General features: G+C 68.8%; 11 protein-coding genes and 2 rRNA genes. 5 read left to right on the top strand and 8 right to left on the bottom strand.

Annotation, left to right across the window (positions count from 1 at the left end; translation table 11 throughout):
* Positions 1-175: 175 nt before the first annotated feature.
* The gene (locus EJF31_RS14020) at positions 176-835 is read right to left on the bottom strand and encodes a hypothetical protein (RefSeq protein ID WP_125037610.1); all 660 of its coding nucleotides are present in this window, start codon (positions 833-835) and stop codon (positions 176-178) included.
* Positions 836-915: 80 nt separating this feature from the next.
* Here EJF31_RS14020 and serA point away from each other — a divergent pair, with 80 nt between their 5' ends.
* The gene (gene serA / locus EJF31_RS14015; RefSeq protein WP_125037609.1) at positions 916-2118 is read left to right on the top strand and encodes a phosphoglycerate dehydrogenase; all 1203 of its coding nucleotides are present in this window, start codon (positions 916-918) and stop codon (positions 2116-2118) included.
* 9 nt (positions 2119-2127) lie between these two features.
* Here serA and EJF31_RS14010 read toward each other — a convergent pair whose 3' ends face one another.
* Positions 2128-2886, bottom strand: a complete 759-nt coding sequence (locus EJF31_RS14010) for a DUF2182 domain-containing protein (RefSeq protein WP_221767544.1) — start codon at positions 2884-2886, stop codon at positions 2128-2130.
* A gap of 48 nt (positions 2887-2934) precedes the next feature.
* Positions 2935-3546 (bottom strand): DUF1326 domain-containing protein, encoded by a 612-nt coding sequence (locus EJF31_RS14005; RefSeq protein WP_125037607.1) that lies wholly within the window; start codon positions 3544-3546, stop codon positions 2935-2937.
* Positions 3547-3665: 119 nt separating this feature from the next.
* On the opposite strand from EJF31_RS14005, the gene EJF31_RS14000 reads away from it, so the two are divergent.
* The 4 genes from EJF31_RS14000 to EJF31_RS13985 all read left to right on the top strand — a co-directional run bounded on the left by EJF31_RS14000 (position 3666) and on the right by EJF31_RS13985 (position 8599).
* Positions 3666-4562: an oxygenase MpaB family protein gene (locus tag EJF31_RS14000; protein WP_260430841.1), complete on the top strand. Its 897-nt coding sequence runs from the start codon at positions 3666-3668 to the stop codon at positions 4560-4562.
* Positions 4563-4630: 68 nt separating this feature from the next.
* On the top strand, positions 4631-6655 hold the full coding sequence (locus tag EJF31_RS13995) for an ATP-binding domain-containing protein (protein ID WP_125037606.1): 2025 nt from the start codon (positions 4631-4633) through the stop codon (positions 6653-6655).
* A 94-nt stretch (positions 6656-6749) separates the two neighbouring features.
* Positions 6750-7991: a collagen binding domain-containing protein gene (locus tag EJF31_RS13990; protein WP_125037605.1), complete on the top strand. Its 1242-nt coding sequence runs from the start codon at positions 6750-6752 to the stop codon at positions 7989-7991.
* A 101-nt stretch (positions 7992-8092) separates the two neighbouring features.
* Positions 8093-8599: a hypothetical protein gene (locus tag EJF31_RS13985; RefSeq protein WP_260430840.1), complete on the top strand. Its 507-nt coding sequence runs from the start codon at positions 8093-8095 to the stop codon at positions 8597-8599.
* A 7-nt stretch (positions 8600-8606) separates the two neighbouring features.
* Here EJF31_RS13985 and EJF31_RS13980 read toward each other — a convergent pair whose 3' ends face one another.
* The 5 genes from EJF31_RS13980 to EJF31_RS13960 form a co-directional block, all read right to left on the bottom strand.
* Positions 8607-9524: an alpha/beta fold hydrolase gene (locus EJF31_RS13980; protein ID WP_125037604.1), complete on the bottom strand. Its 918-nt coding sequence runs from the start codon at positions 9522-9524 to the stop codon at positions 8607-8609.
* Positions 9525-9583: 59 nt separating this feature from the next.
* The gene (locus tag EJF31_RS13975; RefSeq protein ID WP_125037603.1) at positions 9584-10393 is read right to left on the bottom strand and encodes a PP2C family serine/threonine-protein phosphatase; all 810 of its coding nucleotides are present in this window, start codon (positions 10391-10393) and stop codon (positions 9584-9586) included.
* 143 nt (positions 10394-10536) lie between these two features.
* Entirely contained in the window at positions 10537-11550 is a 1014-nt protein-coding gene (locus EJF31_RS13970; RefSeq protein ID WP_125037602.1) for a tetratricopeptide repeat protein, read from the bottom strand.
* A gap of 85 nt (positions 11551-11635) precedes the next feature.
* Positions 11636-11752 (bottom strand): 5S ribosomal RNA (gene rrf, locus EJF31_RS13965).
* Positions 11753-11932: 180 nt separating this feature from the next.
* Positions 11933-15064, bottom strand: a 23S ribosomal RNA gene (locus EJF31_RS13960).
* Positions 15065-15150: the final 86 nt, after the last annotated feature.

Below are 15150 nucleotides of genomic sequence, written 5' to 3'. Positions count from 1 at the left end.
CGCGGGCGAAGCCCGTGCCGACAGCGCGCCGCCGGCCGACCGTCCGGGTCCCGGAGTCCAGGACGGCCGCAGGCCGCCGCGCAGCGGACTGAGCGAAGCGAGGGTCCCTGACGCCGGGAGACGGTCGGCCACGCGCGCGGGCGCCGAGTCACCGGCAGGAGCGCCGACCCGACGGTCAGGAGGAGGACACGATGTCGTTCTCCAGCCAGGGCGCACCGGTCCCGCCGACGGGGTGGCTGCGGACCACGATGCCGGTGACAGCGTCCAACGCGACGTCGTACGCCGACGGGTAGTCGCGCCCGCGCCAGGCCGCTGGCACGTCGTCGTCGGACGGGAAGTCCGCCCGCAGACCGGCCTCCGACCAGAGCAGCTCGCAGCAGTTGCCGCCGCACCGCGGGTCGTAGCCGAGCCGCGGCACCAGCCGCGCCGCCCACGCCTCGCGACCGGCCACCTCGACGACCCGCACGTCCGACGCGTCGACGTGGTGCGACAGCTCGACCGGGTCGAGCATCGCCAGCCACGAGTAGTTGTGCCAGTAGAGCCCGTCACCGTGCTCGCACGCGGCGTACGTCGAGTCGCCCGGGCGCGTGGCCACCAGCCCGTCCGGGCGGAACGTCGCCCCGGCCGGCGGCGACCACGGGCCGCTCGGGCGATCCGTCTGCCCGAAGACGTTCCGGGCCACCGGGCTGCCGTCGGGTCCCACGAGCCGCACCCCGTCGGGCCTCGTCAACCAGGCCTCGACCGTCCCCGCCCACGACGACCGGTGCCGCAGGTGCACGGCCGTCCAGCGCCACGGCGAGGACCGGGCGAGGGCGTGGAAGGCGTCGGGGTGCACATCCTCGATGGTGCCCCAGCAGGTGTCCGTCCGTCGTCGCGATATCGGGGCGGCCGCGCATCCCACCTAGGCTGGCGACCGTGAAGGTGCTGCTGCTCGAGAACATCCATCCGCTCGCCGTCGAGGTCCTGGAGGCCCGCGGCTTCGAGGTCGAGCTGCGCGCCGGCTCCCTCAGCGAGGACGAGCTCGTCCACGCCCTGTCCGAGGGCGTCGCGATGCTCGGCATCCGGTCCAACACCAAGGTCACCCAGCGGGTCCTGGACAGCGCCCCCGACCTGCTCGCCGTCGGCTGCTTCTGCATCGGCACCAACCAGGTCGACCTCGACGCGGCCGCGGCCCGCGGCGTCGCGGTCTTCAACGCGCCCTACTCCAACACCCGCAGCGTCGTGGAGCTCGTGATCGGCGAGATCATCGCGCTGGCCCGGCGCCTGCCGGAGAAGACCCAGCGCATGCACGACGGCGTCTGGGACAAGTCGGCCAAGGGCAGCCACGAGGTGCGCGGCCGCACGCTCGGCATCGTCGGCTACGGCAACATCGGCACCCAGCTGTCCAACCTCGCCGAGGCGCTCGGCATGCGGGTCATCTTCTTCGACACCGCCGACCGCCTCGCTCACGGCAATGCCCGCAGCACCGCCACGCTCGACGACCTGCTCGCCGAGGCCGACGTCGTCAGCCTCCACGTCGACGGCCGGCCCGGCAACGCGGGCCTGTTCGGCGCCGAGCAGTTCGCCAAGATGAAGCCGCGGAGCCTGTTCATCAACGCCGCCCGCGGCATGGTCGTCGACGACGTCTCGCTGCGCGAGCACATCCTGTCCGGCCACATCGCCGGCGCCGCCCTCGACGTGTTCCCGGTCGAGCCCAAGGCGCAGGGCGACGAGTTCGAGTCGGCCCTCCGCGGCCTCGACAACGTCATCCTCACCCCGCACGTCGGCGGCTCCACCCAGGAGGCCCAGGAGGAGATCGGCTACTTCGTCGCCACCAAGCTCGCCGGCTTCGCGCTGGGCGGCAGCACGGCACTGACGGTCAACCTCCCGGAGGCGCAGGCCCCCGAGCTGACCGAGGGCTTCCGGGTCGGCTACCTCCACGTGAACGTCCCCGGCGTGCTCGCCGGGGTCAACCAGCTGCTCGCCGACCACGGCGTCAACGTGCGCGCGCAGTACCTCTCCACGCGCGGCGAGCAGGGGTACGTCGTCACCGACGCGACCGAGCCGCTCCCCGAGGAGACCCTCGAGACGCTGGCGAAGTCCGAGCACACCATCTGGCTACGCACCTGGACCTCCTGACCGGCCCGGTCAGCGGACGGCCGGGGCGCCCATCATCGGCGCGCCGCCCAGGTCCGGGGCCTCGTAGAGCCCTGCGGCCAGCGCCGGCCGGAAGGCGACAGCCAGGGCCAGCCCCAGCGCGAGGACGCCCACCACGCGGCTGAACCGCTGCCCCCAGGTCCAGGTCTTCTCGACGAGCACGACCGCGGTCAGGACCAGCATCGCGACCGGGTTCATCAGGCCGACCACGATGAGCACGACCATCAGCGCCCAGCAGCAGCCCAGGCAGATCGCGCCGTGGTCGAGGCCGACCCGCAGCTCGCGCAGCCGCCCCCGGTAGCCGCCGTACTTGAAGAGGTAGCCCAGCGGCGAGCGGCAGCGGGCGAGGCAGCGCTCCTTCAGGGGCGTGAGCTGGTAGGCGCCGGCCGCCGCGAGCGCCACCACCGCGACCACGCGGGCGGCGTTCGGGCGGTGGGCGGCGAGGTCGCCGCCGACCCGGACCAGGACGTACGCCGGGAGGCCGGCCAGCGTCCACACCAGCAGGTAGCCGGCGGCGAGCTCGGCCACCCGCGCGGAGCGGTTGCCGGTGAGCGTGCGCGTCCAGAGTGCGGCGAAGGGGGCCACGGTCGGCAGCATCATCGCCGCCATCATCAGGCCCCAGACCAGCACGAACCCGCCGAACGAGAGCCCCATCGTGCCCGGCATCCCCCGCATCTCCGGGGCGACCTGGACCACGCCCACCCAGCCGACGGCCGCGGCGAGGAACAGGAGCGAGGACGACAGCGTCACCTGCCTCAGCGTCGGTGCGGAGGCGGGCACCGTGGGCGAGGCCATCGCTCAGGCTGACCAGGAGAAGGGCGCGCTGTGCCCGTTCTTGCCCTCGTTGGCGAAGTCCAGCCCGAACACCGAGACCCGGGAACGCGTCGCGCTCGCCACCGTCAGCGTGGAGTTGGCCGGGTGGAACATCCCGGTGAGCATCTCGACGTCACCGTCCGGCAGCAGCTGCGGCGCGACGAAGTCCTCGATCTCGATGTCGATGAGGTCGCCCACGTGCAGCGAGTGCCGTCGGCCGTCGTCGACGTACTCGATGGCGGCGGTCTCCATCCCCATCATCTCGCCGACCAACGGCGCCAGGCCCGCCATCGGGCCACCCGCCTGCCCGCCGAACACGGCTCCCAGCGCCGACGCCTGCTCGGCCGAGGCCTTCGCGTCCATGACGACGCCGAGGCGCCAGTTGCCCTCGGCCATCACCTGCGGGGTGTCGGCGACGACCACCACCGTCCGGTCGCCGACGTCCAGGCCGTCGACCTCACCCCGGTCGACGTGGAAGGCGAGCACCACCCGGCAGCGTTCCTGGTCGGCGGGTCTCGTCAGCCCGGACGTGGTGCACGGGCACACCATGTCGCACGAGCAGTTCTCGAAGTACGTCCCCTGCAGCGTCCAGGCCATGGCGCCTCCCTCGTGGTTCGCTAGCAGGACCAGCATGTTCGGGGCCTTCCACCACGGTCAATGACCCGGACGGGCTCGCCCGGGACCCGGTCCTTGGCCCCATCGGTCAGGATGGCGGTGTGACTCCCCCGGGGCTGGGTGCCGTGCGCACCGCACGCGAGCGGCTCGGCCACGCCCTGTTCCTGCGCGTCGCCGGCCCCGACGGCGCCGTGCACCGCGAGCGCATCCACGGCCGCCCCGGCCCGCGCTGGTTCGAGCCCGGCAGCCCGATCACCCGGGTCCACGGCGACGCGTCGATGTTCGTCGGCGGCATCCGCGCGATCCTGCTGCAGACGCTGCACCCGGCGGCCATGCAGGCGGTCTCCGACCACTCCGGCTACCGCGGCGACATGTGGGGCCGGCTGGCCCGCACCAGCCGCTTCCTCGCCGTCACCACCTTCGGCACCGCCGACGACGCCGAGCGGGCCGTCGCCGCGGTCCGTGCCATCCACGAGCGGGTGACCGGCACGATGCCCGACGGGACGCCGTACGCCGCCTCCGACCCGCACCTGCTCGCGTGGGTGCACGCGGCCGAGGTCGAGAGCTTCCTGATCGCCCACCAGGTCTACGGCCGGCACCCGCTCGACCAGGCGGAGCGCGACACCTACGTCGCCCAGGCCGCCGAGGTGGCGCGCCGCCTCGGCGTGGTGGACCCGCCGACGACCGAGGCGGAGCTCGCCGCGGTGATGGCCGCCTTCCGGCCCGAGCTGCGCGGCACGCCGGCTGCCCGCGAGGCGGTCGCACACGTCGTCCTCAAGCCGCCGCTCCCGCTGGCCGCGCGGGCGCCGTACGCCGTGCTGGTGGCCGCCGCCATCGGGCTGATGCCGCGGTGGAGCCGGCGGCCGCTGCGGCTGCCCTGGCTGCCCGTGTCGGAGCGCACCGTCGTCCGCGCACTCGGCACCGCCGCGACCTCGACGATCCGGTGGGCCATGTCGCCGGCACGCGAGGACGTCCAGGCGCTGCAGCAAACCCGGTGACCCTCGCCGCGCCGACCTGTTAGCGTCACGGTCCCCCCACCCACGACCGCGACCGCGGAGGTTCCCGCATGTCCGCCGACCCGCCCGTCGACCCCGAGCTCCTCGCCGAGCAGGCCCACCTCGCGGAGTCCCGGCGGCAGCTGACGCGGATGCGCGAGCGCACCGAGTCCATGGACTCGGCCGCCGCCGGCGACTGGGTGAGCCGGGAGTACCTCGAGTCGACCTTCGCGCTCCGGATGAAGCAGCTCGCCGACGACCCGACGATCCCGCTCTTCTTCGGCCGCCTCGACTTCGGCTCCGACGACGGGGAGTCGTTCCACATCGGGCGCCGGCACATCTCCGACCCCTCCGGCGAGCCGATGGTCATCGACTGGCGGGCGCCGGTGAGCTTGCCGTTCTACCGGGCCTCGAGGACCGAGCCGATGGGGGTCGGGCTCCGGCGTCGCTACGGCTACCAGCACGGCCGCCTCACGGCGTACGAGGACGAGGACCTGGCCGGTGGCGAGGCCGAGGACTACTCCGCGATCCTCGAGGCGGAGATCGAGCGGCCGCGCGTCGGGCCGATGCGCGACATCGTCGCGACGATCCAGCCCGAGCAGGACGTCATCGTGCGCTCCGACCTGTCCCTGTCGATCTGCGTGCAGGGTGCGCCGGGCACCGGCAAGACGGCCGTCGGCCTGCACCGGGCGGCGTTCCTGCTCTACGCCCACCGTGAGCAGCTGACCCGCCAGGGCGTCCTGGTCGTCGGTCCCAACGCCAGCTTCCTGCGCTACATCCGCGACGTGCTGCCGGCGCTCGGCGAGATCGACGCGAAGCAGGCCACCATCGAAGAGCTGGTCTCCGAGCGCCGCCCCGTCCGCGGTGAGGACTCCGCCGCGGTGGCGACGCTCAAGGGCGACGCCCGGATGGCCGAGGTCCTGCACCGCGCCCTGTGGTCCCACCTCCGCCCGCCGACCGAGGGCCTCGTCGTCCCCCGCGGGGCCCGGCGCTGGCGGGTCGCGAGCTACGAGGCCGAGGAGCTGGTGGCCTCGCTGCGCGCCCGCGGTGTCCGGTACGGCGCCGCGCGGGCGATGGTCCCGCAGTCGCTGGCCCACCAGGTGCTGGTCAGGATGGAGCTCGCCGGGGACTCCCCCGACGACCGCGTCCAGAACGCCGTCGCGCGCAGCAAGCCGGTCAAGGACTACGCCAACCAGCTCTGGCCGGCCGTCGATCCGGCCCGGCTCGTGCACCGGCTGCTCGCCGACGCCGGCTTCCTCGCGGCGGCCGCCGACGGGATCCTCGACGCCGACGAGCAGGCCGCCCTGCTGTGGGACAGGCCGAGCAAGGCACCGGGGTCGGCCCGCTGGTCGCTGGCCGACACCGTCCTCCTCGACGAGGCCGCCGACCTGGTCGAGCGGACGCCCTCGGTCGCGCACATCGTGGCCGACGAGGCCCAGGACCTCTCGCCGATGATGCTGCGGGCGCTGGCCCGGCGCTCGTCCACCGGCTCGCTCACCGTCCTCGGCGACCTCGCCCAGGCCACCACGCCGTGGGCGACCCGCTCCTGGGCCGAGGCGCTCGGCCACCTCGGCAAGCCCGACGCCCACATCGAGCAGCTCACCCGCGGCTTCCGCGTGCCCGGCGAGGTGATCGAGTACGCCGCCCGCCTGCTCCCCCACATCGCCCCCGACCTCGAGCCCCCCACGTCCGTGCGCCGCTCGCGCGGCGACCTCGAGGTCGTCGACCGCGACCCCGTCGAGGCCGTCCGGGCGGCCGTGGCCCGCGAGGGCAGCGTGGGGCTCATCGTCCCCGACGCCGCCGTGTCCTCCCTCGCCGCGGCGCTCGGCGAGGCCGGGATCGTGCACACGCTGCTCGGCGAGGAGGGGGACGTCGACGCCCACCTCGACCTGGTGCCGGCCAGCCTGGCCAAGGGCCTGGAGTTCGACCACGTCGTGCTCGTCGAGCCCGAGGCGATCGTGGCCGGCGAGCACGACCGGGTGACCGGCCTGCGTCGGCTCTACGTGTGCCTGACCCGGGCTGTCACCTCGCTGGTCGTGTGCCACACCCAGCCGCTGCCCGAGGAGCTCGGCGCTCCCGCCTTGCAGGATTCCTGAAGAGATCTTGCGGTCGCGGCCCGAGTCCGCGACCTACGATGTGGGGGCCGATCGGGTGCCGTGGGGTCCCGACGCCCCACCTCGGAGTCCTCCCATGTCCTTCCTCGCCCGCCGCGCCGGCGCCGTCCTGCTGGTGCTCGTCGGCCTCCTGGCGTCGCTGGTGCTCGTGGGGGTCTCGCCCGCCACAGCAGACAACGGAACTGCCGTCGGTCGGGTCATCGCGACCCAACAGGGGAAATTGAGGGTCAAGGTCCTGTGGTTCGACAACCACTGGAAGTACCTCGGCCAGCGAAAGCTCGACAGTGACATCTATCGCCTGTCGCTTGCCCCCGGCACCTACCACCTGCAGTTCGTCGACCTGCGCCCGTCCTACGACGTCACCAAGTACGCGCCCAGCGACATCCAGGTGACCGTCCCCTCAGGACTGCCCGTGCAGCACGATGTGAAGATGCGCCGCGGCGCAGCGATCACGGGCGTCGCCCGGGGCGGCGGCCACGTGCTCAGGGGGGCCCGGATCGTCGCGGCCAACGCCAACCAGCAGTCCTACGAGACCAAGGCCAACAGCCAGGGACAGTTTGCGCTTGGCGGCCTACCCGACGGCAACTACTCGCTCTTCACGTTCGACCGCGACCAGACGTGGGTGGCCAAGAGCCTGTGGGTGCCGAAGATGAAGCGCCCGGAGGTCCGCAACCTCGGAATCAACCTCAAGACCAAGGGCGGTAGCCTGCTCGTCAGCCTGTTCAAGCCGGACGGGAAGCCGATGGGCGGACGCTTCTACGTGACCGTGGTGAGCAAGGCCAGCGGCCAGTTCTGGACGGCAAGGGCCGGGGGCGGATCCGTGACGTTCCAGGGGCTGTACCCCGGTCGGTACAAGCTGGTCGCACCCGGCGTCGGCAACTACCTCGCGCGGACTGGCTCAGTCGTCGGCGGCTACGTCAAGGCCGGTGGAGCCGACCTCGCGAGCACCTTCAAGTGGACCCAGCGCGGCGCCTGGATCACCGGCATCGTCGTCGACTACGAGGACCCGTCGATCCCGATCGCCAAAGTGCCCGTGAGCCTCTACGACGCTTCGGGCAACAAGATCGGCCAGGACACGACCAACGACAACGGCCTGTTCACCTTCGCGGGACAGCTCGACACCCAGGACGGCCTCACCGTGGTGGCGACGGGTGGCTGGTACCAGGGCGACAACTACTGCAACTTCAAGCGCACGTCGGTCGGCGACATCTCGGTCACCCACGGGATGCAGACGGACATGGACGCCCTGGAGATGCGTCATGCACCCGCCGACGACCAGGCCGGCGCCACCCTCTGCTACCCCTCGGACGGCTCCTGAACCCCGGGGACCTCACGGACTGGTGGCCGCTGGCCACCGCCTCCGACCTGCGTGACCGGCTGGTCGCGGCCTGGTCCGAGCCGGGCCGCAGCTACCACGACGTGCGCCACCTCGCGGAGGTCTGCACCCGCCTCGACGAGCTCGAGGCCGGCGGTGAGTCCTTCGACCGGCTCGCAGTCCTGCTGGCCGCGTGGTTCCACGACGCGGTGTACGACGGGCAGCCCGGCGCCGAGGAACGCTCGGCGCGGTGGGCCGAGAGCGCCCTGCCGGAAGCAGGCGTGCCCGCGACGGTCGCGACCGAGGTCGGCCGCCTGGTCCGGATGACCGAGACCCACCGCCCCGCGGACGACGACCCCGACGGCTGCGCCCTCTCCGACGCCGACCTGGCGATCCTCGCCGCGGCGCCGCAGCGCTACGCGGAGTACGCCACCGCGATCCGGGAGGAGTACGCCCACGTGGCCGACGATGCGTTCCGCGAGGGCCGTGCCGCGATCCTGGCCGACCTGCTGGCCAAGCCACATCTCTTCCACACAGCCCACGCCCGCGAACGCTGGGAGGCGACGGCCCGCGCCAACGTCGCGGCGGAGCTCGGGCGACTGCGCGCCTGACCCCGGCTCAGCCGCTGGCGGCTGCGCGCCGCGGCCCGAGGTCCATCAATGTCGAGATCACGTGCTCGGCGATGCCGAGCCCGCCGAGGTGGCTCTCGCCGTCGATCACGCTCATGGTGGCGTCCGGCAGTCGGTCGACCAGGTGCTGCCCGTGCCGGAACGGCACGATGTGGTCGTCGTCGCCGTGCCACCACCGCACCGGGACCCGCACGTCGGCGGCCGTGAAGCCCCAGTGACGCGTGAACAGCAGCAGGTCGTTGAGCGGCGCCGAGGTCTGGAAGCGGCTGCCGTTGAGCAGGTCGTCGAGGAACATCGCCTTGAACTCCGGCCGCGACAGCAGGTTGCGGTCGCCGGGTGGCTGGAGGGCGGCGTAGAGGTCGAGGCCCGGCCCGGCCAGCGGACGCACCAGCCGGATCGCCTGGGTCAGGGCCACGCCGAGCGGCACCCGCGCCACCCGGAGGAGGGGAGCGGCCCACACCGCGAGCTGGATGACCCCGCCGTCCGCGGCGTCGACCCCGCGGGTCGGAGCGACCCCGCCGAGCACCCCGACCCCGTGGACCCGGTCGGGCAGGGCAGCGCCCGCCGCCAGCACGTAGGGGCCACCGCCGCTGAGACCGATCAACCGGACCGTGTCGACGGCCAGCGCGTCGAGCAGGATCTCGAGGTCACCGGTCCAGTCGAGGACGTCGGAGTAGAGGTGCGGCGTCGAGGAGCCGATGCCGGGACGGTCGATCCCGATGATCCGCAGGCCGTGGCGCTCGGCGTGGGCCCGCGCCTCGAGCGGGATCTGCCGTCGGGCGCCGGGGGTGCCGTGCATCCACACGATCGCGGGGCCGCGGGGCGAGCCGTACTCGGCGAAGCTCAGCCGGCGGCCGCCGCGCACGGCAACACTGCCCTCGAGGGCGGGACGCTTGACGTCGACCATGCGGCCGAGTGTGACACGGAGTTACATCCGGGGGAGGTCATCCCGGCCGCTGGGCACTCTCAGACGAACCGGACCGCTCCGGGGTCCACCACGTTGACCAGGTCGCGCACCGCGCCGAGCAGCGCACCGTCGCCGACGACCAAGGGGCCGTCGACCACGTCGAGCACCACGCAGGTGATGTTGTCCTTGCCCCCGGCGACCAGCGCCGACTGGGTGAGCACGGCGGCGGCGGAGTGCGGGTCGTCGAGGAAGAGCACCTCGGCGATCCTCAGGTCGGTCACCAGGTCGGTGAGCCCGTCGCTGCAGAGCAGCAGGCGGTCGCCGGGCCGGATGTCGAGGTCCACCACGTCCACCTCGGCCGGCGGCACCGCAGGGTTGCCGTCGAGCGATCGCAGCACGACGTTGCGCCACGGGTGTCGCCGGGCTGCCGAAGCAGACAGCTGGCCGCTGTCGACCATGTGCTGCACCCACGTGTGGTCGTGGGAGAGCTGGGACAGGGCGCCGTCGCGGAAGAGATAGGCGCGAGAGTCACCCACGTGGGCGAGCAGCACGCGCGTCCCGTCGCAGACCACGGCGGTGGCGGTGGTCGCCATCCCGTCGCGCTCAGGGTCCTGGCGCACGCCGAGCCGGAGGTTCTCCACCGTCGCCGCGAACGCCTCGCGGACGATGCTCTCGAGGTCGTGGCCGAAACGGGCCAGGGCGGTCGCGCTGACGACGTACGCCGTGGTGGCCGACGCGACCTCACCCGCCACCGCTCCCCCGACACCGTCGGCGACGAGCGCGACGTAGGGACCGACGAACGCCGAGTCCTCGTTGTGCGGCCGCACGCGGCCCACGTCACTGACTCCGGCTCCCGAAAACCGCAGCATCCGACCTCCTCGAGGCTGAGTGGGCAGTAGACCCTGCCACCTGCACGGCGGTCAAGGCTCGACGCGACGCTCAGGCACCCTGCCCGCCCGGGCGGGTGCTCAATCCTCGGTGGGACGAGAGAAGTCCCCGGTTGGTTGCCGGGTCAGGCCTGCTTCTTCTCCAGGGCCTCGGCACGGTCGGCGGCGTCGGTGATCTCGTCGCTGTCGATCGCGTGGGTGCGGTGGAACCACATCAGCGCGTCGTTCTCGCGACCGGCCGCCTCGAGGATGTCGGCGTAGGCGTAGCGCAGGCGGACGACCCAGGAGGCACGGCTCTTGGACATCAGCGGTGCGAGCTCGAGCGTGCGGAGCGCGGCGTCCAGCTGCCCCATGTCGCGGCGGGCGCCGGCCTCGACCAGGGTCATCTCCGCCTTCGCCTCGGGGACGAAGTTGGCCACGGACGGGCTCTTGGCCAGCTTGAGCGCCTGCTCGGGGTGGCCCAACGCTCGGTGGCAGTCGGCCATGATCGGGAGGTACTCGGTGGCGCCGTTCATCCGCTTGGCCGCACGCAGCTCCGCGAGCGCCTCGGCGTAGTGACCCGCGGCGTACGCCGCCTCGCCTGTCGCCTCGCGGACCACCGCGAGTCGCGGCGCACGCGAACGGGCGGCCAGCGTGTGCTGGTAGGCCGTCTCCGGGTCGTCGTCGATCAGGGTGCCGGCGGCGGCCAGGTGGCGGGCCACGCGAGCGGCCAGCTTCTCCGGCAGGCCCTTGAGCTGGCCGGTGATGGAGCGGTCGAGCTCCTTGCCGGTGATCTCCTCGGGCAGCTCGGGTCCGTCGTAGCGGGCCTGCGCCTCGGTGCGCGACTCCTGCTTGTCGACGGGCCGCTTCCAGTCGTTCTTGCGACCGGGGCGGTCACCGCCCCGGCTGTTGTCGCGGCGGTCGCTGCCGCGAGAGTCCTTGCGGTCGTCGCGGCGGTCGTCGCGACGGTCCGGGCGCTCACCACCGCGGCTGGGGCGGGAGTCCTTGCCGACCGGCCGCGAGTCCTTGCCGGCGGGACGCGACGGGCGGCCCTGGCCTCCCGATGCTCCGCGGCCGGAGGGCGCCCCTCCGCTGCGGCCGCCCGACGACGGACGGCCTCCGCCACGTGCGGGACGCTCGTTACGACGATCCTCGGCCACGACTCTTCACCTCTCGTACGGGACAGAAACGACTACCCCTGAAATAGCGTAGAGGCCACCTTGCGGTGGCCTCTACGAAGTGTATGTCCGGCGGCGTCCTACTCTCCCACAGCCTCTCGGTTGCAGTACCATCGGCGCTGAAAGGCTTAACTTCCGGGTTCGGGATGGGACCGGGTGTTTCCCTTTCGCTATGGCCGCCGTAACTCTTGCGGTGACCAGCCCCGGGAACGTTCACCGGTTGACTGGTCTCCAAGCCATTCATTTTGTTGGGTCTTGCATGTGGATCTACGCGGAGATCTCTCTCCAGCGTGATCTGATTCGTGGACGCGAACATCGCAGCAGCTAACAATTGTTAGTCGTTGTGGTTTCAGTAAAGTGAGTGTAAGACAAGCCCTCGGCCTATTAGTACCGGTCGGCTGGGCATTGCTGCTGTACACCTCCGGCCTATCAACCCAGTGTTCTGCTGGGGGCCTTACCCACTTACGTGGTGGGAAACCTCATCTTGAAACGTGCTTCCCGCTTAGATGCATTCAGCGGTTATCACTTCCGAACGTAGCCAACCAGCCGTGCTCCTGGCGGAACAACTGGCACACCAGAGGTTCGTCCATCCCGGTCCTCTCGTACTAGGGACAGCCTTTCTCAAGTTTCCTGCGCGCGCGGCGGATAGGGACCGAACTGTCTCACGACGTTCTAAACCCAGCTCGCGTGCCGCTTTAATGGGCGAACAGCCCAACCCTTGGGACCTACTCCAGCCCCAGGATGCGACGAGCCGACATCGAGGTGCCAAACCATCCCGTCGATATGGACTCTTGGGGAAGATCAGCCTGTTATCCCCGGGGTACCTTTTATCCGTTGAGCGACGCCGCTTCCACCTGCTGGCGCCGGATCACTAGTTCCGACTTTCGTCCCTGCTCGACATGTCTGTCTCACAGTCAAGCTCCCTTGTGCACTTACACTCAACACCTGATTGCCAACCAGGCTGAGGGAACCTTTGAGCGCCTCCGTTACATTTTAGGAGGCAACCGCCCCAGTTAAACTACCCATCAGGCACTGTCCCTGATCCAGATAATGGACCTAGGTTAGACATCTAGTACGACCAGAGTGGTATTTCAACGTTGACTCCACAAACACTGGCGTGAATGCTTCACAGTCTCCCACCTATCCTACACAAGCCGAACCAAACACCAATACCAAACTATAGTAAAGGTCCCGGGGTCTTTCCGTCCTGCCGCGCGTAACGAGCATCTTTACTCGTAGTGCAATTTCGCCGAGTCCACGGTTGAGACAGCGCCCAAGTCGTTACTCCATTCGTGCAGGTCGGAACTTACCCGACAAGGAATTTCGCTACCTTAGGATGGTTATAGTTACCACCGCCGTTTACTGGGGCTTAAGTTCTGAGCTTCGCTCAAAGAGCTGACCCGTCCCCTTAACCTTCCAGCACCGGGCAGGAGTCAGTCCGTATACATCGTCTTACAACTTCGCACGGACCTGTGTTTTTAGTAAACAGTCGCTTGGGCCTGGTCTCTGCGGCCCTTCACGCTTCCCCAGCAAGTGGGTACACGATCCGGGCCCCCCTTCTCCCGAAGTTACGGGGGCATTTTGCCGAGTTCCTTAACCATGGTTATCTCGATCGCCTTGGTATTCTCTACCTGATCACCTGAGTCGGTTTGGGGTACGGGCGGCGCATAGCTCGCTAGAGGTTTTTCTCGACAGCATAGGATCATCCACTTCACCCATACGGGCTCCCCATCACATCTCAAGCTCGACATCAAAGTCAGAGATCCGGATTTGCCTAGATCTCGCCCTACATGCTTAGCCGTACACAACCATCGGTACGGTTGGACTACCTTCCTGCGTCACCCCATCGCTTGACTACTACCAGTTCGGGTCCCACGCTCTGCCACATCCGCTCACCCCGAAGGGATCGCTAAACGTGGTTTCGGATGGTTAGCATCACCAGGTTCGTCATGGGCGCTACTTTGCCGGTACGGGAATATCAACCCGTTGTCCATCGACTACGCCTGTCGGCCTCGCCTTAGGTCCCGACTTACCCAGGGCAGATTAGCTTGACCCTGGAACCCTTGATCATTCGGCGGAGGAGTTTCTCACTCCTCATTCGCTWYTCATGCCTRCATTCTCACTCGTGTGGCGTCCACGGCTGGATCACTCCGCCGCTTCACCCCCCACACGACGCTCCCCTACCCATCCACGCACCTGAACCAACCCTCAAGGGGCGGCTTGGCTAACGCATGAATGCCATAGCTTCGGCGGATGACTTGAGCCCCGCTACATTGTCGGCGCGGAATCACTTGACCAGTGAGCTATTACGCACTCTTTCAAGGGTGGCTGCTTCCAAGCCAACCTCCTGGTTGTCACTGCGACTCCACATCCTTTTCCACTTAGTCACCGCTTAGGGGCCTTAGCTGATGGTCTGGGCTGTTTCCCTTTCCGAAACTACGGAGCTTATCCCCCGCAGTCTCACTGCCACGCTCTCACTTACCGGCATTCGGAGTTTGGCTAACGTCAGTAACCTTGTAGGGCCCATTAGCTATCCAGTGCTCTACCTCCGGCAAGAAACACGTGACGCTGCACCTAAATGCATTTCGGGGAGAACCAGCTATCACGAAGTTTGATTGGCCTTTCACCCCTATCCACAGGTCATCCCCTCAGTTTTCAACCTAAGTGGGTTCGGTCCTCCACGCGGTCTTACCCGCGCTTCAACCTGCCCATGGATAGATCACTTCGCTTCGGGTCTTGATCGTGCTACTCAAACGCCCTATTCGGACTCGCTTTCGCTACGGCTTCCCCACACGGGTTAACCTCGCAACACAACGCAAACTCGCAGGCTCATTCTTCAAAAGGCACGCCGTCACCCCCACTTACGTGTAAGGCTCCGACGGATTGTAGGCACACGGTTTCAGGTACTATTTCACTCCCCGCCAGGGGTACTTTTCACCTTTCCCTCACGGTACTTGTCCGCTATCGGTCATCAAGGAGTATTTAGGCTTAACGGGTGGTCCCGCCAGATTCACACGGAATTTCAGGGGTTCCGTGTTACTTGGGATACCGCTCGACAGTCACAGACTTACACTTACGGGGCTATCACCCTCTACGGCGCCACTTTCCAATGGACTTCAACTTCACCTGTGATTTCTTACTGTCCGACCACTCGGCAGAATGATCAAAGCGGTCCCACGACCCCCCACACGCAACGCCTGCCGGCTATCACACGCATGAGGTTTAGCCTCTTCCGATTTCGCTCGCCACTACTCTCGGAATCACTTTTGTTTTCTCTTCCTGTGGGTACTGAGATGTTTCACTTCCCCACGTTCCCTCCACACGCCCTATATATTCAGGCGCGGGTAACTGGACATGACTCCAGCTGGGTTTCCCCATTCGGAAATCCCCGGATCACAGCTCGGTTGCCAACTCCCCAGGGCTTATCGCAGGCTCCTACGTCCTTCATCGGCTCTTGATGCCAAGGCATCCACCATGTGCCCTTCATAGCTTGTCTCACAAACACTCAACAAAAACTACAAAGACTAGAATTAATTGCTTCTACACGACCACACCCAACACACCCCACCACCAGCACAGCCA

It is taken from the genome of Nocardioides sp. LS1, assembly GCF_003865225.1.
Lineage (GTDB): Bacteria > Actinomycetota > Actinomycetes > Propionibacteriales > Nocardioidaceae > Nocardioides > Nocardioides ginsengisegetis.
The sequence above is the reverse complement of the archived record's forward strand: the minus strand, read 5'-3'. Positions and strand labels throughout refer to the sequence as shown.